The following is a 22,249-nucleotide window of genomic DNA, read 5'->3' on the forward strand; positions in this document are numbered from 1 at the left end:
CCTGTATATATCAAGAAAAAGAAAACCAGTGGAAGTTAGTCTAAGACGGATTTCCACTGATTTCACGCGTTTTTCTTATACTAAATGCTAGGGTGTGGGAAACTGGAAGTTAGTTTTAGAAGTTACCTAACGTAGACAATTCCCAACTTCCCAAAAGCCACATCTCCACGGATAATCAAGGTTTTGCTGGTTGGGACTAGAGGAGTATCTGCCTTAGCTACGCCACAGAAAGTTTCTACCTTTAAATCAACTCCCCAATGTTGGGGAACATAGATAACTGCATTGCCAAAACCAACTTCCACTTTCAGAGTTGCGGTATCTCCTAAAATCTCTGCATTGTCATAATATATCTTGGCATTGCCAAAACCAACTTCTACTTGATCTTCTACCAATTCTTGCTCTTGCTTGTAGAAAGTCCCAGTCCCAAAAGCAACTTCCTTATCTGTCAGAATGGTCTTTTCACCGTCATACCACCATTTTTTCCCATTCCAAGTTCTGTTAGAATGAGTGAGTGCGCTGACACCCATTACGATTAAAATACTTGCCCAGAACAATGACTGATTAGGAATTGGTAAAATGCCATAAAAGTGGTTAGCAATCATTAAGGCTACTAGAGCTGTAAAAGAGGCTGAAGTTAAGTGACGACGCAACAAAGCTCCAACTGATTGATAGGCAAAAAATGCAATACCAAGCAAGGGCCAAATTTGCCCACCGAATGAAGGGATTCCAAAATTTCCTTGTAATAATATTAAAGCTGCCAATACTAGCAACACAATACCAAATGCTTTCTTTTTCATGTTCTTACCTCATGTTTCTTAGATTTTCTTTTAGGAGGGATTGGTAATGCCGTGACACATGAACCTCCTTGTGGGTCTGATAAAAGGAAATGGTGCCCGTTCCTGAAAAGGACTTGTCCACCGAGTAAACCTGCCGGATATTAGCGATCGTTGACTTGGATACCCGACTAAAATAGCGAGGAAGGATAGCCTCTAATTCATAGAGTTTAAGCCGAACTTCGTAGGCATCTTTCTGGGTATGGGCATAAATCTTGTTCCCTTCCGTCTCAAAGAAGAGAATTTCCGACAAGTCCAGATAATATTCACCTGTTCCCTTGTAAAAAATCAACCGAGGAGACTTGGACTCTTGCAAGAGACGCTGCAAATCCGCAATCTCATCTGTCAAAGCCGCCGCCTTGATGACAATTTCAGTTTCCTCTAAATTGCTGTCAATTTCGATTCGTAACTTCATTCCATCTCCTTTCTGACTCTACTATATCAAAGCCAAAATAAGAAAACAAGAGCAAAAAAGCAAGTGGTTACTTTAGACCTGTAAGTGGTTGTAGGATTACCTTAACTTACATGTCAAAATAGAAAGAAAATCATCCCCCACGCAAGACCGCTAGTATAACCAACCACTACATCCTTGGGATAATGCACTCCCCCTAAAACTCTCACTAGACCGAGGAAGGCTGACAAGACTAACAAGATAATCCCTAGAGATAAACTAGCATGAAGGCAAGCCATGGAAATAATGGTTGCTGAAAAGACATGACGACTGGGCATAGACTGACCAGGACTATCTCTGTCAAGCAAAGGTTTAATATCCCATTCCTCATAAGGCCTAGGGGCATTGATTTTCTTACGAAGAAGGGATAAAATCACAAAACCTGTAGCAGGTACAAACACATAGATTAAGACCGGTTTCCCTAAGCCTTCTTGGAAATAGGTAGTGGCCAACAAGGTTAAATAAACTATAGGCATAACTACCGTCATGAACCGATTGAAAGTTCTTAACAATCTCAGGAAAAAAGGTTTATTTTCAATGTTAGCAGCGATATGGTTATACCATTCTTGATAATTTTTCATATATTTTCTCATCACTTACTCAAATTTTATACTCAATGAAAATCAAAGAACAAACTAGGAAGCTAGCCGTAGGCTGCTCAAAACACTGTTTTGAGGTTGTAGATGGAAGCTGACGCGGTTTGAAGAGATTTTCGAAGAGTATTACTTGCAGGGAAGCACTTGTCTTCTAGTATAGTGCAGAAAAAGAAGGCCGTCAAGCCTTCTTTCGATTTATTCTTCTGCTTCACCTTCTGTAAACTGACTGTTGTAAAGGTCTGCGTAGAAGCCAGCTTGCTCCATTAACTCCTCATGATTTCCTTGCTCGATGATATTGCCATCTTTCATAACAAGAATCAGGTCAGCATTGCGGATGGTTGACAAGCGGTGGGCGATGACAAAGGAAGTTCTACCTTCCATCAAACGATCCATGGCTTTCTGAATCAATTCCTCTGTACGGGTATCAACAGAAGAAGTCGCCTCATCTAGGATTAGGAGTGGCGCATCTTTCAGCAAAGCACGAGCGATAGTCAAGAGTTGTTTTTGTCCGACAGACAAGGTCACTGTATCATCCAAGACGGTATCGTAACCATCTGGTAGTGTCATGATAAAGTGGTGAATCCCTACAGCCTTGCTGGCTTCAATCACGCGCTCATCACTAATCCCCTCTTGGTTATAGATGAGATTGTCTCGGATAGTACCTTCAAAGAGCCAGGTGTCCTGCAAGACCATTGAAAAGGCATCATGTACTTCCGAACGCTTCATATCCTTGGTATCCACACCATCGATACGGATACTTCCCTTATCAATCTCATAGAACTTCATCAAAAGATTGACAATGGTTGTCTTCCCAGCTCCGGTCGGCCCTACAATGGCAACCTTTTGACCTGCATGAGCTGTCGCAGAAAAGTCATGGATAATGGTTCGCTCTGGTGTGTATCCAAAAGAAACTCGATCAAAGACAACTTGCCCTTTCATATCGCTCAATTGTCTTTCTTTATGGGATTCATCCTCCATTTCCTCTTCAGCTAGGAATTCGAAGACACGTCCCATGGCTGCACTAGCCTGCTGAAGACTAGTAATCCCTTGGGCAATTTGTGAAAGAGGCTGAGAAAAGATACGAACGTAGGCCATAAAGGCAACAATAATCCCGATACTAATCTGCCCATTCAGAGCCAAGGCTGCCCCAACGATAATCACTAGGGCATAGCTAAAGTTCCCAATAAACATCATAATCGGCATCATAATCCCTGAAATAAACTGAGATTTCCAGATACTGTCATACAGACGATAGTTTAAGGTCGCAAATTCTTCTTTGGTGCTCTCGATAGCATTGTAACTGGTCACCACATTATGGCCAGAGTACATTTCCTCCACATAACCATTTACAGCCGCCAAATCCTGTTGCTGACTCTTAAAGAAGCCCTGCGATTTGCCCATAAAAACGGACACGAAAGCAAAACCGATAAGAGTTGAAACAACCGTCACTAAGGCTAAAATCCAGTTCATCCCAAACATGGTCACCAAAACTGCCACGACCAATAAAGTGGATGAAAGAACTGTCCCCAGACTTTGATTGAGGGACTGTGCTGCAGTGTCAACGTCATTAGTCACACGAGACAAGGTATCTCCTTGAGAATGTCCATCAAAATATCCTAATGGAAGACGATTAATTTTCTCTGCAATCGCTCTTCTCAGACGCTCTGAAAAACGTTGAATGGCTGTTGTAAACAGAAAGGCCTGCAAATAATTTGATAGGAGTCCAATCACATAGATGACGGCCAAAAAACTACCAATGGCTGCAACCGCAGCGACATCCACACTTGTTTCTAGCCCACTTGCAATAATATTGGTCATTTCCTTGATACGGGTTGGACCATATACAGTAATGATATTGGATACGATTGTTGCTAGAAAGGCGATTAGAAGGGCAAACTGGAGGCCTGCAAGATAGGGTTTACTCTGTTTCCAAAGAGACATTCTCTTATTTTCCATGTTCCAATTCCTCCTTCGATAGTTGTGAATAGGCAATTTCTTGGTAAACTTCGTTATTAGCTAGAAGTTCCTTGTGGGTGCCTTGTCCCACGACTTTACCTTGATCCAATACCAAAATCAAATCTGCATCCATAATCGTTGAAATACGCTGTGCGACGATAAGCTTGGTCATAGATTTTGTTTTCTCTGCTAGCTCTTGGCGTAGGACACGGTCTGTCTTGTAATCCAAGGCTGAGAAGGAGTCATCAAAGATGAGGATTTCTGGCTTCCGAGCCAAGGCACGAGCAATAGCCAGACGCTGTCTTTGTCCACCTGAGAAGTTGGTTCCTCCTTGGGCTACTTCTGACTCTAAGCCCGCTTCCTTGTCTTCGATAAAGTTCTTAGACTGGGCCAATTCTAAGGCTTGCCACATAGCTTGTTCATTAAGCGGTGTTTCTTGACTGTGTCCAAAGTCTAGATTGCCCTTGACATCACCTGAAAAGAGTACAGCTTTTTGTGGAATATACCCAACCTTGTTGCGCAAATCTTCCAAACCGTAATCTTGAACATTAACTCCGTCCACTAGAATTTCTCCTGCTGATACATCGTAGAAACGTGGAATTAGATTGACCAGAGTTGATTTACCAGAACCAGTTGAGCCGATAAAGGCCACTGTTTGGCCAGCTTCTGCTCTAAAGCTAACATTCTCGATAACTGCCTCCGAATTTGCAGCATAGCGGAAGGTCACATCCTTAAATTCGACCTGACCTTTGAGATTTTCATCAGCCAACTGCACTTGAGCAGGATTTCGGATAGAAGAATGCAAATCTAGAACCTGATTAATCCGCTTGGCAGAGACCATAGTTCGGGGAAGAACGATGAAGAGCGCTCCCATGAGAAGGAATCCCATAACAACCTGCATGGCATAAGACATGAAAACAACCATGTCACTAAAGAGAGGCAGACGTGCTGTCGCAGCAGCATCGTTAATCACATAGGCCCCAATCCAGTAAATCGCCACACTCAAACCACTTGAAATCCCCATCATGATAGGGTTCAAAATAGCCATAAGACGGTTGACAAACAAATTCAAGCGTGTCAATTCATCATTTGCTGCTGCAAATTTTTCATTTTGGTATTCTTCAGCATTGTAGGCGCGAACGACACGAATACCTGTTAAACTCTCACGAGTGATACTGTTCAGTTTATCAGTCAGCCCCTGAATCAAGGACTGTTTTGGAAAGGCTAGCGTCATCAAAACAGTCGTCATCAGAACGTTGACAATCACTGCCACAAGTACGGCCCAGAGCCAGTATTCTGAATGACCTAAAATCTTCCCGATAGCCCAGATAGCCATAATCGGACCACGCGTAACTACTTGCAAGCCCATGGTAATCAACATCTGAACTTGAGTAATGTCATTGGTAGTACGAGTTAAAAGACTGGGAATAGAGAATCTCTTAATCTCTGTCTGCGAGTAATCCAAAACTCGGTTAAAAATATCACTTCTCAGCCTACTAGTATAAGAAGCCGCCACTCGGGATGCAAAAAATCCAACTGCGACTGCGGATAAGAAGGCAAAAAAAGACATTCCGACCATCATACCTGCTGGTTGCCATAACTCATCCAAGTTGGTTCCTTGACTTCCCAGCAAATCCGTAATTTTCGAGATATAGGTCGGAACTTCCAACTCTAGGTAGACTGAAAAGCAGGTAAAGAGAATGGCTAGTAAAATCATCCCCCATTCTTTTCTACTAATTCGTTTGGCTAATTTCTTCATTCTCTCCTCCTATTCCCTTGATATTTTCCTGTAGTTGAGCAAGGACTTTCTCAAAAATCAGTAATTCATCTTCATCAATGCCTTCCATCAACTGGTTGTCAATGCGTTCAAAGAAGGCCTTAACTTCTTGCATCTGAGAACGCGATTTGTCCGTCAAACGAACAAACTTGGCCCGCTTATCGACAGGACTCGCCTCCAATTCCACCAAACCATTTTGCACCATACGCTTGACCAAGTTACTCGCCACAGACTTGGAAATATTGAGTTCCTGCTCAATATCTTTAATCAAGACCAAGTTTTGGTTTTCCTCACGGCTATCCAAAAAACGTACAACCTGACCTTGTGGTCCACCCATAAATTCAATGCCACAACGCTTGGCTTCCTTTTGCACCATCAGATGAATCTGATGACCAAAACGCTTAAAGACTAACATCGGTTTATCCATACTAACTCCTTTCTAACCATCACATTTAGTTCTCCTAGGAACTAAATAAGTTTCCATGAGAACTATTTTACCATTTTCAGAAAAGATGTCAAGAAAAAAGTTTCCTAGAGAACTATTTTCTTGATTCAAAAAATCCCAAGTGATTTTTTCACTTAGGATCATATTCTCTAGGTTAAATTAGAATCCATCTACGTTTGTGTAGATCTTTTGTACGTCTTCGTCGTCTTCAAGAACGCTGTAAAGTTTTTCAAAGGTTTCAAGGTCATCGCCTGACAATTCCACTTCTGACTGAGGAATCATTTCCAATTCAGTAACTTGGAATTCTTCGACACCTGACTCACGAAGGGCAACGATAGCCTTGTGAAGGTCAGTTGGCGCTGTGTAAACTGTGATTGTACCTTCTTCCGCTTCTACATCATCCACATCCACATCTGCTTCTAGCAATTGCTCAAAGACTGCATCGGCATCTTCACCTGCAAATACGATAACTCCCTTGTTGTCAAAGAGGTAAGAAACTGAACCAGAAGCACCCATGTTTCCGCCGTTTTTACCAAAGGCTGCACGGACATTAGCCGCTGTACGGTTGACATTTGAAGTCAAAGTATCCACGATCAACATAGAACCATTTGGTCCAAAACCTTCGTAACGTCCTTCTGTAAAGGTTTCATCTGTGTTTCCTTTTGCTTTATCAATCGCTTTATCGATAACGTGTTTTGGCACTTGGGCTTGTTTAGCACGGTCGATAACGAATTTCAAAGCAGTGTTCGATTCTGGGTCTGGATCACCTTTTTTAGCTGCTACATAGATTTCTACACCAAATTTTGCATATACTTTAGAGTTAGCTCCATCTTTAGCCGTTTTCTTGGCTACGATATTGGCCCATTTACGTCCCATTAGGAATCTCCTTTTTTCACATTTTAATCTTTCTTATTATAACACAAGTTTTTTCGATTTTCACTAGAGGAAATAGATTTTATTCAGCAAATCCAACTAGGATAGCACTTTGGTTGCCAAGATGACCTTACCTTCTTTTATCAAGGGGTGACGGAAAAGCGAAAAGTACAGTTGAACTGTCATGGCAACCCAGATTAGGGGTTCGCAAAGAATAACTCCTCTATAGCCTGCCCAAGGGATAATCAAGACCACAAAAGCGATTTTTCCGATTAGTTCAATAAAGCTAGAAACTAGAGGAAGGATCTTTTGCCCCAAGCCCTGCAAACAATTGCGATAAATTAACAAGAGACTCAAAATAGGATAAAAAGCTGAGCTGATTTGCAGATAGAGACTGCCATTTCCTACCAAGTAGCTATCCGTCGAACTAGCTAAGAAGGAAACCAAGGCTGGACTGGCAAAAAAGAGGAAGATACAAACAAAAACTGCCCAGGATATACTTAAACGACTGCCGATTCTAAGACCTTGGACAATGCGGTCTGGGCTCTTAGCACCTAAATTCTGCGAAGCAAAGGTCGTCATCGAAGCGGAAATAGCGGTCATGGGAAGAAGGGCGAAGGCCATAATGCGTCGAGCTGCTGTTTGAGCACTAATAATCACGGCTCCAAAGGTATTAACAGAAGACTGTAAAATCACACTACCAATGGACACAATTGAACTCATCAAGCCCATAGCCAAACCTTGCTCCAAGAGATCGGCGTATAAGGCCTTGTCCCATTTAAAATGTTTCAGCTGAGGTAGAAGTTCTGGAACACTCTTACGAATATAGTAAAAACAGAGAACCGCTGATAAACCCTGCGAAATGATGGTAGCAAGTCCCGCGGATTGAACTCCCAGGTGCAATTGCGTAATAAAATAGAGATCCAGAACCACATTAACCAGAGCAGAGAAAATCAGAAAACCAAGCGCAGCCAGACTGTCTCCAATAGACCGCAACAAGCCTGCAAAAAGATTATAAGCGAAGCTGACACCGACACAGGTCACAATCATAGAAATATATTGATAGGACTGGGGAAGGATTTCTGCAGGGGTATCTAGGTATTGCAAGAGTGGATACAAGCCAAGAAAGCCCAGCAGCATCACTACAACACTCAAAAGAGCACCTAAAATCCAGGTAGCTGCTACTGCTTCCTTTATTTTAGTAAAATTCCGAGCCCCATAATAGCGGGCAATGACAATTCCCATGCCATTGCCAACACCAAGAGTAAAACCTACAATCAGGTCAAAAATTGCTGTCGTCGCTCCTACTGCAGCCAAGGATTCTTGACCAAGAAAACGCCCAACAATCAAGACATCAGCAGTATTATAGAGCTGTTGAAAAATATTTGATAGCAAGATTGGGAAGGCGAAGCTTAAGAGCGAGGGAAGAATCGGACCATGTATCAGGTCCACTGTTCGTTTTTTATTCATAAGGCTATTATATCAGCTTTCTAGAGGAGCGACAAGAAACAGCAAACTATAGGCAATCTGAAATCTTGAATAAAGAATCGAAAAAGCAGTGGATTTCTCCACTACTTTGACAGCTTATTCTTCAATTTCGATTTCAAGCTCATCGCCTAGGTCAAGAGTTACTTCTTCATTCACAGAATCTGCTTGAACTGCTTCATCTTTTTTAGTTTCAACACCTTCTACAGAAGCTTCTTCTCCATCAACCAAACCAAATTGAACACGGACTTGATGGTCAATCTCATCAAAGACTTCTGGGTTATCTGCCAAGTATTTCTTAGCATTTTCAGAACCTTGCCCGATTTTCTCATCCTTGTAAGAGTACCAAGCTCCTGCTTTTTTGATGATGTCCAAATCACTTGCAATCTTCAAAAGCTCACCAGTCTTAGAAATCCCTTCTCCGTACATGATTTCAACGAAGGCTTCCTTAAATGGTGGAGCTACCTTGTTTTTCACGACCTTGATTTTAGTTTCTTTACCGACATTAGTATCTTTTTGGTCACCAGTTCCCTTGATTTGTGTGCTTCCACGAACATCCAAACGTACTGAAGCATAGAATTTCAAAGCACGTCCACCAGGAGTTGTTTCTGGATTTCCAAACATCACCCCAACTTTTTCACGCAATTGGTTGATAAAGATGGCAATAGTTTTTGTTTTATTGATAGAAGCACCAAGTTTACGCATGGCCTGGCTCATCATACGAGCCTGCAAACCAACGTGGCTATCTCCGATATCTCCATCAATTTCCGCACGAGGTACAAGGGCAGCAACTGAGTCGACCACGACAAGGTCAACTGCACCTGAGTCAATCAATTTTCCTGCAATCTCAAGACCTTGCTCTCCTGAGTCTGGTTGAGACAAGAGCAATTCGTCAATGTTAACACCAAGAGCCGCAGCATAAGCTGGATCGAGGGCATGTTCCGCATCGATAAAGGCAGCAATACCACCTTCTTTTTGCGCTTGGGCAACTGCATGAAGGGCAACTGTTGTCTTACCAGATGATTCTGGTCCATAAATTTCGATGATACGTCCCTTAGGATAACCACCTGAACCAAGGGCAATGTCAAGAGCCAAAGAACCTGAACTCATCACTTGCACCTTTTGCTCCGCACGTTCACCCAAACGCATGATTGAACCCTTACCAAAGTCTTTCTCAATCAGTTTAAGAGCGTCATTCAAGGCTTTTTCACGTTCAGCCCCGAATTTTTTTGAAATTTCATCTAATTTTTTTGGTTTTTTCGCCATTCTATTCTCCTACATTCTAATGGTCCTCAGACCTATCTACTATTATATCAAAAGTTAGTCACTTAATAAAGCCTTGCGAACTAGGTTAAAGGCATGCATAACCGCAATGTGACGTACATCTGCTCGACTTCTACCTCCAATATTGACCTTGATGACTTCAGTTCCTTGCTCTTGAGCCAAGCCTATAAAGACTGTCCCAGCTGGATGTCCTTCTAGGCTATCTGGTCCTGCCACTCCAGTCAAACCAAGGCCAAAATCAGACTGAGTCTTGATTCGTGCCTGCTCAGCCATCTTCTGAGCTGTAAATTCAGACACCACACCCTGTTCTTCCAAGTCCTTGACAGGAATATCCAACATCTTTGATTTTTCCTCCAGGCTATAGGTCACGAAACCACCCTTAAATATACTTGAAGCTCCTGAAAAATCCACCACAGTAGCTTGGAAAAGCCCTGCAGTCAAACTCTCTGCAGCCGTGATAGTTTTCCCTTGTTTTTTCAGTTCTTCTACCACAATGCTGGCCAAGCTAGCCTCCTCTCCATAACCATAACAGAGGTCTCGTAAAGAAATTCCTTCGAAAGTCTGGCGGTCCAAGATTTGATTTTCCAAGATATCCAGCGCTTGATTCGCCTCTTCTTGATCACTAGCTTTTGTTGACAGACGCAGAGTGACTTCTCCTGTCTTGGCATAAGGTGCTAAGGTCGGATCTGTCTGATTAGCAATCAAATCAGCCAAAATGGTCACCAACTGACTTTCGCCAATTCCAAAGAAACGAAGAATTCGGGAATATAGCTTGCTCCCTGTCATCAACTTGGGTAGAAGTTGGTTTAAGACCATAGGTTTTAATTCACTTGGCGGACCTGGAAGGACGACATAGGTCACTCCTTCTACTTCTAAGATTCCTCCAACCGCCAGTCCTGTTTCGTTGGGCAGTGGAGTCGCTCCTTCTACAAGTTGAGCTTGTCTTTCATTATTCGGTGTTCGAGCATAGTCTGGTCTCTGGGCAAAAAAGACGTCCAACTTCGCCTGCGCCTGAGGATCGAAGACTAATTCTTTCCCTAAGAATTTAGCTAGAGTTTGTTTGGTTAAATCGTCCTCTGTCGGTCCCAAACCACCTGTCAAAATCACCAAACTGCTACGTTGACTGGCAATCTCAAGCAAAGACAAGAGACGAGCTTCATTGTCTCCTACAGCCGTCTGAAAATATACGTCTACTCCAATTTCTGCTAGTTTTTCTGATAAAAATTGAGCATTGGTATTAACAATCTGTCCTGTTAAAATTTCTGTTCCGACAGCAATGATTTCTGCTTTCATGTTTCCTCCTACCTATCTATTCGTATTTTTTTGAAAAAATCGCAGGAAATTTCCCACGATTGATTTTTTATTTGTATCAAAAAACAAACTATTCTACTTCATTTGTTACAAAGACGCCTTGTTGTTGATTATCCCCATTATCAACAGGCACCCGTCCAAACAAATCTTCAAATAAGACAACATTTGTTTCAAGCTGAGTGACTTCTTCTTGTCCCAAAGAACGTCGCAATATATTCTGCATTTCCAACATATGCTCTCTAGAAACAATCTGGTAAGAAATACCTTGCAACATCTCTCCCTCACCCTTCAACTGTTGTGATTCAATGGTTTTAAATGAATCTTTATAACCCAACAAGTTCGGAATACTTTTCGCAGATAGATCAATATTAGTCTGCATATTGGTACTTAGGGCTTTTAAGATAGATTGATAGTGACTAACACTATTCAAGCTAAGAACTTTTTCAACAACCTTTTGAATGACTTCACGCTGACGCTTCTGACGTCCGTAGTCCCCTTCTGGGTCCTGGTAGCGCATGCGAGAATAAACAAGAGCTTCATCTCCATTTAGAGTTTGTTGCCCAACACCAATAGAAATGGTATTAAATTCCTCTTGGTCACTAATAGAAATCGGGAATCCTAGAGTGTTATTAACGGTAATTCCACCAACTGCATCAACTAATTGTTGCAATCCGTGCATATTGACCATAATATAGCGATCAATATGAATATTCATCATCTTCTGAATAGTTGAAATAGCCAACTCTGCACCACCACCAGCATAGGCAGCGTTTAACTTCGCTTCTTCAATACTACCATCTTTATGTTGAATTTTCGTCAGGATATCACGTTCCAAACTCAACATCATGGTTTTTTTCGTATGCGGATTAACCGTTAAGAGAATCATAGAGTCACTATTCCCCTCCCAAGGGTCCGTTCGTTCCACGTTTCCAGTATCAACCCCCATCAAAAGAATCGTTAAGGGTTCAGTCGCCTCAATAACATTGGTTTCTTCCCCAATTTTTTTATAGGTCCGTGATAAGGTTTCTGTACCTTGCTGATAAATAGTATAAGCAAAAACACCCACACCCAAAACTGTCACGGCTAGAAAAGCTAGCACCATTCCAATAATTTTTTTAACCATATTTCTATTAATCTATTAGTCTACCCATCAGGTAAACATCTATAAATTCCCCTTCTTCTATGTATGCACCGCGCTCTTGTCTACCTTCAATTACAAAGCCATGCTTTTGATATAAATGAACTGCAGCCTGATTACGAGTTTGGACAGTGAGTTGAAGTCGACGAAGAATGCCACTAGTCTGTGCCCATTCTACGACTTCTTCAAGTAACAAACTTCCCAGTCCATTATTCCAATACTTCTTACCAATCACAATGAAGAAATCTCCAATATGACGAACTCTCTTGCGTTGATCAGCTGTGATATTCACAAGACCAGCAATTTCATCATTCAGCAAGGCCAGTAAAGTGATTTGATTTTCAGAGTGTGCCTGTTTATCCAAAAACAACTCCATATCAGTATCTGTCATCAAAATGCCATTACTGTCCAGACTGGTAAAATCTGTTTCTACACTGACACGATTTAAAAATGATACTAACTCAACAGCATCACCAGGTTCTGCTTCTCTAATGAGCAATTCATACTCCATGTTGAAGCTCCTCTAAGAGTTTTTCTGCACGCAAACCCTTTGCTTGGAAATGTAGTCTGCGACCGTCTTCTTCTTTTAGAATTTCCAATTCTAAATAGGTATCTGGTAAGGCATCACCTAAAAGATGTCCCCACTCGATGACAGTCACGCCGCCACCAAAGAGAAACTCATCTAAATCGATAGAATCAGCGTCCCCCTCAATACGATAAACATCTAAATGATAAAGAGGAAGACGACCTTCATACTCTCTCACAATAGTATAGGTTGGACTCTTAATCATCTGAGTAATCTGTAACCCTTTAGCAAGACCTTTTGTAAAGGTCGTTTTGCCTGCTCCAAGTTCTCCAGTTAGAATTAAGACATCATTCTTTTCTAATAAACAGCCCAAACGTTCACCTAAAGACTGTAACTCTTCTTCGTTTTTAGTGTACATGTTTCTATTATACCAAAAAGTTGTCCTTTGTCGAGATATTATCTATGAATTCCATATTATAAATTGTAAAACTTGGACCTTCACTTCTTTTATATTTAAAATAGAAACAGCAAAAAAACGACTAACAAGATATCTCTCATCAAATGACTGTAAAATGAAACTTCCCAGCGAATGACTTTTGGCACCAACAGTCCTAGAAATAGCATTCCCAAGGCAATATAAAAGGTCATGGACAATACCATCCAAGGATTTCTGAGAAAGATTAGAATAGCTAGTCCACTAATAAAACAGATTTCCTTCTTTCCCAAAATCTTTTTCAATCCATTTACATACTTCTGAATTAGTAGAAAAACCAACAAATCAATACCAAATAAGAAAAAGAAACTCGGTAGAAAGGCTTCCACAAACCCTTCTACGGATGTATTTCCTGCAAGGATATGTTCTATGACAATTAAAGCTAAACCCAAAATGTTTACTAAGAGCAACAGACTATACAAGAATTGTCGCTTATCTTCCTTAAAAACTGAATAAGATTGATTTTGCTGTCCACTATAGTAGTTTATCCCTGCCCCAATACTGGCAAGGAGCAACATGCCAACTAAATAATAGAAGCAGTTTTGATTTAACATCAAGGCCCAAGTCGATAAACTTAAACAAGAACAGCTACTAAGGCCAAAAACTGTCAGCAATAACAAAATACGAATTTGCTTTTTCATTTTTTCCATCATTCTTCCTCCCTTACTTGCTCTTATTATAGGCTAGAAATCCTCCCCATTGCTAGAATATTTCTCAACTGTCAGTTTTCTACTCTAAAATGCAAAAAAGTTTGATGCAAGTAACCCTTACATCAAACTTTTACTACTTTCCGTCAAACCAAAGAGCAATTTCTCGCTTAGCTGACTCTTCTGAATCTGAACCATGTACAACATTTTGAATAGCTTGGTTTTCACTAGCAGCTTTTGCAAAATCACCTCGAATCGTTCCTGGTAAAGCTTCTTCTGGACGAGTTGCCCCCATCATAGTTCGCCAAGTTTCAATTACTTTGGGACCAGAAATGATACCTACAAGAACCGGTCCTGAAGTCATAAATTCACGAATCGGTGGGTAAAAACTTTGACCAACCAAATCATGATAGTGCTGATCAATTAACCTTTCTGAAACCTGTGTACGCAACTCCAATTTTTCGATTGTAAATCCACGTTGTTCGATGCGTTTCAACACTTCACCCACTAGTCCTCTTTTTACACCGTCTGGTTTAATGATAAAAAATGTTTGTTCCATACCCGTCTCCTTTGTCAGCTTCTTTCTTTTATTTTACCATATTTCATGGAAAAATGGAGAAAGTTTTCAGAAAAGAGAAAGAGAACCCGAAGGTTCTCTCATTCTCTTTTATTCTACTGTTTCTTCCACAGTTTCAACGGCAGTATCCACAACTACTTCTGTTGTTTCTTCATTTCCTTCTTCCTCTACTGGAGGATTAAGATATTCTTCTTCGTTGACAGCATGTGGTTCAAGGTTACGGTAACGGGCCATACCAGTACCTGCTGGGATGATCTTACCGATGATAACATTTTCCTTGAGTCCAAGGAGATGGTCTTTCTTACCGCGGATAGCTGCATCTGTAAGGACACGAGTTGTTTCCTGGAAGGAAGCCGCTGACAAGAAACTGTTGGTTTCAAGTGAGGCTTTGGTAATTCCCATGAGGACTGGTCGACCAGTCGCTGGAACTCCACCTGCGATAAGAACATCTTTGTTGGCATCTGTAAAGTCATTGATATCCATGAGGGTACCCATGAGAAGATCTGTGTCACCTGGATCCATGACACGAACTTTACGGATCATTTGACGAACCATTACCTCGATGTGTTTGTCACCGATTTCTACCCCTTGGCTACGGTAAACTTTTTGTACTTCGCCGAGAAGGTACGTTTCAACTGACAAGACATCACGGACTGCAAGGAGACGTTTTGGTTGGATAGAACCTTCTGTAAGAGCAGCACCACGCGCTACTTGGTCACCAACTTCAACACGCATACGAGCTGTAAATGGAACGACATATTCCCCTTCGCCAGTTTCACCCTTAACAAAGACTTTCTTAGTACGAGTTGATGCATCTTCTTCGATAGCTGTAACTTGTCCTTTAACCTCTGTGATAACCGCTTCCCCTTTAGGATTGCGGGCTTCAAAGATTTCTTGGACACGAGGAAGACCCTGAGTGATATCGGTATTTGAGGCAACCCCACCCGTGTGGAAGGTACGCATTGTAAGCTGTGTACCAGGTTCCCCGATAGATTGGGCAGCGATTGTACCAACTGCTTCACCAACTTCAACCGCATCACCAGTCGCCAAGTTGATACCATAACAGTGACGGCAGACACCATGACGAGTGTTACATGTAAATACAGAGCGGATAGTCACTTCTTCCACACCAGCATTAACAATTTCACGCGCCTTGTCTTCTGTAATCAACTCATTTGGACCGATAATCACTGCACCAGTTTCTGGATGTTTAACAGTTTTCTTAGTGTAACGACCGTTGAGACGTTCTTCCAGAGACTCGATCATCTCTTTTCCTTCTGCGATAGAACGGATCAAGAGACCACGGTCAGTTCCACAGTCGTCCTCACGGATGATAACATCTTGGGCAACGTCAACCAAACGACGAGTCAAGTAACCTGAGTCGGCTGTCTTAAGGGCCGTATCGGTCATACCTTTACGCGCACCGTGAGTTGAGAAGAACATTTCGAGTACTGACAAACCTTCGCGGAAGTTTGAAAGGATTGGCAATTCCATGATACGTCCATTCGGAGCAGCCATCAGACCACGCATACCGGCAAGCTGTGAGAAGTTTGAGATATTACCACGGGCTCCAGAGTCCATCATCATAACGATTGGATTCTTAGGATCTTGGTTGGCAATCAAGCGTTTCTCAAGTTTTTCACGGGCAGCACGCCATTCAGCTGTAACAGCATTGTAACGCTCGTCGTCTGTAATCATACCACGACGGAATTGTTTGGTGATTTGTTCTACACGTTTGTGTGATTCTTCAATGATTTCAGCCTTGTCGTCAACGACTGGGATATCGGCAATACCCACTGTCAATCCTGCAAGAGTTGAGTGGTGGTAACCGAGGTTCTTCATACGGTCAAGTAGAGCAGAAGTTTCTGTCGTACGGAAACGTTTGAAGATTTCAGCGATGATATTTCCAAGATTTTTCTTCTTGAATGGAGGGTTGAGTTCAAGTTTGCTGATTGCTTCCTTGATATCTCCACCAAGTGGCAAGAAGTATTTAGCTGGAACGCCTTCTGTCAAGTTGGCATTGTTTGGTTCTTGCAAGTATGGTAGACCCTCTGGCATGATGTCGTTGAAAAGGATTTTACCAACTGTTGTAAGCAAGACCTTGTGTTTTTGCTCTTCTGTCCATGGTTTGTTGAGACTATCTGTTGCGATACCAACACGCGAGTGGAGGTGAACATAACCATTGCGGTAAGCCATAACCGCTTCGTCACGGTCTTTGAAGACCATTCCTTCACCTTCACGACCAGCTTCTTCCATAGTCAAGTAGTAGTTACCCAAAACCATGTCCTGAGATGGAGTAACAACTGGTTTACCATCTTTCGGGTTCAAGATATGCTCAGCAGCGAGCATCAAGATACGAGCTTCTGCTTGGGCTTCTTCTGAAAGCGGTACGTGGATGGCCATTTGGTCCCCGTCAAAGTCGGCATTGTAGGCTTCACAGACAAGTGGGTGCAAGCGAAGGGCCTTACCATCAATCAAGACTGGCTCAAAGGCTTGGATACCCAAACGGTGAAGGGTCGGTGCGCGGTTCAAAAGTACTGGGTGTTCTTTGATTACTTCTTCAAGGATATCCCAGATACGCTCATCTCCGCGTTCCACCAAGCGTTTAGCTGCTTTAACGTTTTGCACGATATCACGGGCAACGATTTCACGCATGACAAATGGTTTAAAGAGCTCGATCGCCATTTCACGTGGCACACCACATTGGTACATCTTAAGAGTTGGACCAACGGCGATAACGGAACGTCCTGAGAAGTCAACACGTTTACCGAGCAAGTTTTGACGGAAGCGTCCTTGTTTCCCTTTAAGCATGTGGCTCAATGATTTCAGTGGACGGCTACCTGGTCCTGTGATTGGACGACCACGACGACCATTGTCAATCAAAGCGTCAACCGCTTCTTGAAGCATACGCTTCTCATTTTGAACGATGATACCAGGTGCATTCAACTCAAGCAAACGAGCCAAACGGTTGTTACGGTTGATAACACGACGGTAAAGGTCATTCAAGTCAGATGAGGCAAAACGGCCACCATCCAACTGCAACATTGGACGAAGATCTGGTGGAATAACCGGAAGGATGTTAAGAATCATCCATTCAGGTTTGTTTCCAGACTTGTAAAAGGCATCCAAAACATCCAAACGACGGATGGCTTTGACACGTTTTTGTCCAGTAGCTGTTTTCAACTCTTCTTTGAGTTCAGCAATTTCTTTTTCAAGATCTACTTGTTTCAAGAGGTCTTGGATAGCTTCTGCACCCATCTTGGCAACGAATGATCCATAACCATACTCACGCAAGCGCTCACGGTATTCGCGCTCTGTCATGATAGACTTGTGCTCAAGTGGTGTATCCTTAGGATCAATCACCACATAAGCCGCAAAGTAGATAACTTCCTCGAGGGCACGAGGGCTCATATCAAGGGTCAAGCCCATACGGCTTGGAATCCCCTTGAAGTACCAGATGTGAGATACAGGAGCTTTCAACTCAATGTGTCCCATACGCTCACGACGAACTTTCGTACGCGTTACTTCAACCCCACAGCGGTCACAAACAATCCCTCTGTAACGAATGCGTTTGTACTTACCACAAGCACATTCCCAGTCTTTTGTAGGTCCAAAGATAACTTCATCAAAGAGACCTTCACGTTCTGGTTTCAAGGTACGGTAATTGATTGTTTCAGGTTTTTTGACTTCTCCATAAGACCATGAACGGACTTTGCTTGGAGAAGCTAGGGTGATTTGCATACTTTTAAAACGATTTACATCAACCACTATTTCTTCCCTTTCTATTCTAAGTGAACTGCTTTTTCTTACTCAGCAGCTTCTTCTGTTGCTTCCGCTTTTGTTGCTTTTTCAGCTTCTTCAGCTTCAAAGGCTGCTTTAGCCTCTTGGGCTGCTTTTTCGCGGGCTTTTTCAAGGTCATCTACGTGGATGACATCTTCGTCCATTCCTTCATCCAAGTCGCGAAGTTCCACTTCTTGGTCATCTTCGTCTAGGACACGCATGTCAAGACCAAGAGATTGCAATTCTTTGACAAGAACTCGGAAGGATTCTGGAACACCTGGTTTTGGAATTGGTTTTCCTTTTGTAATAGCTTCATAAGCTTTCAAACGTCCGTTGATATCGTCAGACTTGTAAGTCAAGATTTCTTGAAGGACATTTGATGCACCGTAGGCTTCAAGAGCCCAAACCTCCATCTCACCGAAACGTTGTCCACCAAACTGAGCTTTACCACCAAGTGGCTGTTGAGTAACGGTTGAGTATGGTCCGACTGAACGCGCGTGCAATTTATCGTCAACCATGTGGTGGAGTTTAATCATATACATGACTCCGACAGAAACACGGTTATCAAACGGTTCCCCAGTACGTCCATCGTAAAGGATCGTTTTGGCATCGCTATCCATACCAGCTTCTTTAACAGTTGACCAAAGGTCTTCAGAACTTGCTCCGTCAAAGACTGGTGTTGCGATGTGAATACCAAGGGTACGGGCTGCCATACCAAGGTGGAGCTCCATAACCTGACCGATATTCATACGTGATGGCACCCCAAGTGGGTTCAACATGATGTCGACTGGAGTTCCGTCTGGAAGGTAAGGCATGTCTTCTACAGGAACGATACGAGAGACAACCCCTTTATTTCCGTGACGTCCGGCCATCTTATCTCCGACCTTGATCTTACGTTTTTGAGCGATGTAGACGCGAACCAGCATGTTGACACCTGATTGCAACTCATCTCCATTTGCACGTGTAAAGATCTTAACATCACGAACGACACCATCGGCACCGTGTGGTACACGAAGAGAAGTATCACGCACTTCACGAGATTTATCTCCGAAGATAGCGTGCAAGAGACGTTCTTCAGCTGAAAGGTCTTTCTCACCCTTAGGTGTTACTTTACCTACAAGGATATCACCTTCTTTAACCTCAGCACCGATACGGATAATACCCATTTCGTCAAGGTCTTTAAGGGCATCTTCACCAACGTTTGGAATTTCGCGAGTGATTTCTTCAGGCCCAAGCTTTGTATCGCGTGTTTCTGATTCGTATTCTTCAAGGTGAACAGATGTGTAGACATCGTCTTTCACCAAGCGTTCGCTCATGATAACAGCATCCTCGAAGTTGTAACCTTCCCAAGTCATGTAGGCAACGATTGGGTTTTGTCCAAGCGCCATTTCTCCATTTTCCATAGAAGGCCCGTCAGCAATGAAATCACCTTTTTCAACGATATCGCCAACTTTTACAAGAGTACGTTGGTTGTAGGCAGTACCTGAGTTTGAACGACGGAATTTTTGGATGTGGTAAACATCCAATGAACCATCTTCACGACGAACTTCTACCTTGTCTGCATCTGCATAAGTAACTTTACCATCATACTGAGCAATCACAGCCGCTCCAGAATCGTGAGCTGCTTGGTATTCCATACCAGTACCAACATAAGGTGCTTGAGGATTGATCAATGGCACAGCCTGACGTTGCATGTTGGCTCCCATGAGGGCACGGTTGGAGTCATCGTTTTCCAAGAAAGGAATACATGCTGTCGCAACGGCAACTACCTGTTTTGGTGATACGTCCATGTAGTCAACAACATTCGCTGGATACTCTTGGTTAACCCCTTGGTGACGTCCCATGACAACTTTCTCAGCAAAGGTTCCATCTTCATTCAGACGAGAATTAGCCTGTGCTACAGTATATTCATCTTCTTCATCAGCTGTCAACCAAACGATTTCGTTCGTAACAACGCCTGTTTCACGGTCAACTTTACGGTATGGTGTTTGAACAAAACCATATTTGTTCAAGTGTCCGTAAGATGACAAGTTATTGATCAAACCGATGTTAGGTCCTTCAGGTGTCTCGATTGGACACATACGTCCATAGTGAGTGTAGTGCACGTCACGGACTTCATATCCAGCGCGGTCACGTGTCAAACCACCAGGTCCTAAGGCTGACAAACGGCGTTTGTGAGACAACTCAGAAAGCGGGTTGTGTTGGTCCATGAACTGTGACAACTGTGATGAACCAAAGAATTCTTTAACCGCAGCTGTTACAGGACGGATATTAATAATTTGTTGTGGTGTCAAGACTTCGTTGTCCTGAACAGACATACGTTCACGGACATTACGTTCCATACGAGAAAGTCCAAGGCGTACTTGGTTAGCAAGCAATTCACCAACCGCACGGATACGACGGTTTCCAAGGTGGTCGATATCATCTACACGACCAAGTCCTTCAGCCAAGTTGAGGAAGTAGCTCATCTCGGCAAGAATATCTGCAGGAGTGACGATACGAACCTTGTCATCTGGATTAGCATTACCGATGATCGTTACAACACGGTCTGGATCAGTTGGAGCAACGACCTTGAATTTTTGAAGAACAACTGGCTCAGTCACAACAGCTGCATCATTTGGAATGTAGACAATCTTGTTCAAATCACCATCCAAATGGCTTTCAATACTTTCAATCACGCTACGAGTCATGATTGTACCAGCTTCTACCAAGATTTCTCCAGTTTCAGGATCTACCAATGGCTCTGCAATAGTTTGGTTAAGCAAGCGTGTTTTAACATTGAGTTTTTTATTGATTTTGTAACGACCGACTGCTGCTAAATCATAGCGACGTGGGTCAAAGAAGCGTGCCACAAGCAAGCTACGTGAGCTTTCAGCAGTCTTAGGCTCACCTGGACGAAGACGTTCGTAAATTTCTTTCAAAGCTTCGTCGGTACGAGAGTCCATTGGATTCTTGTGAATATCTTTTTCAACAGTGTTGCGAACCAATTCGCTATCACCAAAGATATCAAAAATTTCATCATCACCTGAGAAACCAAGAGCACGAACCAAGGTTGTAAATGGAATCTTACGAGTACGGTCGATACGAGTGTAGGCGATATCTTTTGAGTCACTTTCAAGTTCCAACCAAGCTCCACGGTTAGGGATAACAGTTGAACCGTAGCCCACTTTACCGTTTTTATCAACTTTATCGTTAAAGTAAACACCTGGTGAGCGGACCAACTGAGATACGATGATACGTTCACCACCATTGATGATGAAAGTACCCATTTCTGTCATGATTGGGAAATCACCAAAGAAAACTTCTTGAGTTTTGATTTCGCCTGTTTCTTTATTGATCAAGCGGAAGGTTACAAAAATTGGTGCTGAGTAGCTAGCATCGTGGATACGAGCTTCTTCTAGCGTGTATTTTGGTTCCTTGATTTCATATCCAACAAATTCCAACTCCATCGTGTCTGTGAAGTTTGAAATTGGCAATACATCTTCAAACACTTCCTTAAGACCATGGTCTAGGAAATCTTTGAATGAGTCAGTTTGAATTTCAATCAAATTTGGTAAGTCAAGAACTTCTTTGATTCTTGAAAAACTACGACGGGTACGATGTTTCCCGTATTGAACGTCATGTCCTGCCAAGATGATTCTCCTTTGTAAATAAGTTCCAAGCCCTGTCGATCAGGCTTTTCTAATCGTCATATGGTTTTAAAAACCCTTATCACCGTGTCCTCTTGATAAATTTTCAGAATCTTTAAGTCTTTGTTACAAGTACTCAAAATCCTGAAAAAAAGCACAAAAAGAGCAGCTAAATCTGACTTTTTCAGAAGATTTAACTGCTGTGAGCCTTGTCTGGACAATATTTCAGACAAAACCTACGACAAATGATTATTCATATTATACCCTATTTAGCTAGATTTTTCAAGGGGATTGACGAATTTTTGACAAAATCTTTTCCTAGCTAATTTCTCAAAGTAACTTCCACTTGCCCAACCAAAGTGGAAATTAGTCTAAAACGGATTTTTATGGTGGAATTAAGTGTGAGACGTTTGAGTTAGAAATGAGGTCTACTATGACAAAACATAAA

17 protein-coding genes are annotated in these 22,249 nt (G+C 42.3%); all 17 read right to left on the bottom strand.

Annotated features, from left to right (window positions below; genetic code table 11):
- Positions 1 to 122: 122 nt before the first annotated feature.
- Entirely contained in the window at positions 123 to 797 is a 675-nt protein-coding gene (locus QM818_RS07820) for a LiaF transmembrane domain-containing protein (RefSeq protein ID WP_414300129.1), read from the bottom strand.
- 4 nt (positions 798 to 801) lie between these two features.
- A complete protein-coding gene (locus QM818_RS07825) occupies positions 802 to 1,248 on the bottom strand; it encodes a LytTR family DNA-binding domain-containing protein (RefSeq protein WP_000776604.1) in 447 nt (148 codons plus the stop codon).
- Between the two features lie 113 nt (positions 1,249 to 1,361).
- Positions 1,362 to 1,865 (bottom strand): phosphatase PAP2 family protein, encoded by a 504-nt coding sequence (locus QM818_RS07830; protein ID WP_192852026.1) that lies wholly within the window; start codon positions 1,863 to 1,865, stop codon positions 1,362 to 1,364.
- Between the two features lie 210 nt (positions 1,866 to 2,075).
- On the bottom strand, positions 2,076 to 3,836 hold the full coding sequence (locus tag QM818_RS07835; RefSeq protein ID WP_414300130.1) for an ABC transporter ATP-binding protein: 1,761 nt from the start codon (positions 3,834 to 3,836) through the stop codon (positions 2,076 to 2,078).
- Positions 3,826 to 5,595, bottom strand: a complete 1,770-nt coding sequence (locus QM818_RS07840) for an ABC transporter ATP-binding protein (RefSeq protein ID WP_049550554.1) — start codon at positions 5,593 to 5,595, stop codon at positions 3,826 to 3,828. Before QM818_RS07840 ends, QM818_RS07835 begins: the two co-directional genes overlap by 11 nt.
- Entirely contained in the window at positions 5,570 to 6,040 is a 471-nt protein-coding gene (locus QM818_RS07845; RefSeq protein ID WP_261080558.1) for a MarR family winged helix-turn-helix transcriptional regulator, read from the bottom strand. Before QM818_RS07845 ends, QM818_RS07840 begins: the two co-directional genes overlap by 26 nt.
- Positions 6,041 to 6,217: 177 nt before the next feature.
- Positions 6,218 to 6,934, bottom strand: a complete 717-nt coding sequence (locus QM818_RS07850) for a YebC/PmpR family DNA-binding transcriptional regulator (RefSeq protein WP_049524687.1) — start codon at positions 6,932 to 6,934, stop codon at positions 6,218 to 6,220.
- A 96-nt stretch (positions 6,935 to 7,030) separates the two neighbouring features.
- Positions 7,031 to 8,401, bottom strand: coding sequence for an MATE family efflux transporter (locus QM818_RS07855; protein WP_261080557.1), 1,371 nt, complete (start codon positions 8,399 to 8,401; stop codon positions 7,031 to 7,033).
- 114 nt (positions 8,402 to 8,515) lie between these two features.
- Positions 8,516 to 9,682 carry a recombinase RecA gene (gene recA, locus QM818_RS07860; RefSeq protein WP_261027190.1) on the bottom strand — a complete coding sequence of 389 codons (1,167 nt, stop codon included), beginning with the start codon at positions 9,680 to 9,682 and terminating at the stop codon, positions 8,516 to 8,518.
- A 54-nt stretch (positions 9,683 to 9,736) separates the two neighbouring features.
- Positions 9,737 to 10,993: a competence/damage-inducible protein A gene (locus QM818_RS07865; protein WP_261080556.1), complete on the bottom strand. Its 1,257-nt coding sequence runs from the start codon at positions 10,991 to 10,993 to the stop codon at positions 9,737 to 9,739.
- An 88-nt stretch (positions 10,994 to 11,081) separates the two neighbouring features.
- Complete coding sequence (gene lytR, locus QM818_RS07870; RefSeq protein ID WP_261445959.1) at positions 11,082 to 12,134, bottom strand: glycopolymer--peptidoglycan transferase LytR; 1,053 nt, start codon at positions 12,132 to 12,134, stop codon at positions 11,082 to 11,084.
- 7 nt (positions 12,135 to 12,141) lie between these two features.
- Positions 12,142 to 12,660: a GNAT family N-acetyltransferase gene (locus QM818_RS07875; RefSeq protein ID WP_414300131.1), complete on the bottom strand. Its 519-nt coding sequence runs from the start codon at positions 12,658 to 12,660 to the stop codon at positions 12,142 to 12,144.
- A complete protein-coding gene (tsaE, locus tag QM818_RS07880) occupies positions 12,650 to 13,093 on the bottom strand; it encodes a tRNA (adenosine(37)-N6)-threonylcarbamoyltransferase complex ATPase subunit type 1 TsaE (protein WP_261445967.1) in 444 nt (147 codons plus the stop codon). Before tsaE ends, QM818_RS07875 begins: the two co-directional genes overlap by 11 nt.
- Positions 13,094 to 13,188: 95 nt before the next feature.
- Positions 13,189 to 13,821, bottom strand: a complete 633-nt coding sequence (locus QM818_RS07885) for a competence protein (RefSeq protein ID WP_414300132.1) — start codon at positions 13,819 to 13,821, stop codon at positions 13,189 to 13,191.
- Between the two features lie 130 nt (positions 13,822 to 13,951).
- On the bottom strand, positions 13,952 to 14,374 hold the full coding sequence (gene ndk / locus QM818_RS07890) for a nucleoside-diphosphate kinase (RefSeq protein WP_414300133.1): 423 nt from the start codon (positions 14,372 to 14,374) through the stop codon (positions 13,952 to 13,954).
- A gap of 108 nt (positions 14,375 to 14,482) precedes the next feature.
- Positions 14,483 to 18,160, bottom strand: a complete 3,678-nt coding sequence (rpoC, locus tag QM818_RS07895) for a DNA-directed RNA polymerase subunit beta' (protein ID WP_000228741.1) — start codon at positions 18,158 to 18,160, stop codon at positions 14,483 to 14,485.
- A 38-nt stretch (positions 18,161 to 18,198) separates the two neighbouring features.
- A complete protein-coding gene (gene rpoB, locus QM818_RS07900; protein ID WP_414300134.1) occupies positions 18,199 to 21,804 on the bottom strand; it encodes a DNA-directed RNA polymerase subunit beta in 3,606 nt (1,201 codons plus the stop codon).
- Positions 21,805 to 22,249 lie beyond the last annotated feature (445 nt).

Source organism: Streptococcus mitis (genome assembly GCF_047464035.1).
Classification (GTDB): Bacteria; Bacillota; Bacilli; order Lactobacillales; family Streptococcaceae; genus Streptococcus; species Streptococcus mitis_DX.

Coding starts and splice junctions, on each gene's coding strand:
- QM818_RS07820 (WP_414300129.1), bottom strand. CDS start 797: ATGAAAAAGAAAGCATTTGGTATTGTGTTGCTAGTATTGGCAGCTTTA.
- QM818_RS07855 (WP_261080557.1), bottom strand. CDS start 8,401: ATGAATAAAAAACGAACAGTGGACCTGATACATGGTCCGATTCTTCCC.
- QM818_RS07875 (WP_414300131.1), bottom strand. CDS start 12,660: ATGGAGTATGAATTGCTCATTAGAGAAGCAGAACCTGGTGATGCTGTT.
- QM818_RS07830 (WP_192852026.1), bottom strand. CDS start 1,865: ATGAAAAATTATCAAGAATGGTATAACCATATCGCTGCTAACATTGAA.
- QM818_RS07825 (WP_000776604.1), bottom strand. CDS start 1,248: ATGAAGTTACGAATCGAAATTGACAGCAATTTAGAGGAAACTGAAATT.
- tsaE (WP_261445967.1), bottom strand. CDS start 13,093: ATGTACACTAAAAACGAAGAAGAGTTACAGTCTTTAGGTGAACGTTTG.
- QM818_RS07835 (WP_414300130.1), bottom strand. CDS start 3,836: ATGGAAAATAAGAGAATGTCTCTTTGGAAACAGAGTAAACCCTATCTT.
- lytR (WP_261445959.1), bottom strand. CDS start 12,134: ATGGTTAAAAAAATTATTGGAATGGTGCTAGCTTTTCTAGCCGTGACA.
- QM818_RS07845 (WP_261080558.1), bottom strand. CDS start 6,040: ATGGATAAACCGATGTTAGTCTTTAAGCGTTTTGGTCATCAGATTCAT.
- QM818_RS07850 (WP_049524687.1), bottom strand. CDS start 6,934: ATGGGACGTAAATGGGCCAATATCGTAGCCAAGAAAACGGCTAAAGAT.
- ndk (WP_414300133.1), bottom strand. CDS start 14,374: ATGGAACAAACATTTTTTATCATTAAACCAGACGGTGTAAAAAGAGGA.
- QM818_RS07840 (WP_049550554.1), bottom strand. CDS start 5,595: ATGAAGAAATTAGCCAAACGAATTAGTAGAAAAGAATGGGGGATGATT.
- QM818_RS07865 (WP_261080556.1), bottom strand. CDS start 10,993: ATGAAAGCAGAAATCATTGCTGTCGGAACAGAAATTTTAACAGGACAG.
- recA (WP_261027190.1), bottom strand. CDS start 9,682: ATGGCGAAAAAACCAAAAAAATTAGATGAAATTTCAAAAAAATTCGGG.
- QM818_RS07885 (WP_414300132.1), bottom strand. CDS start 13,821: ATGATGGAAAAAATGAAAAAGCAAATTCGTATTTTGTTATTGCTGACA.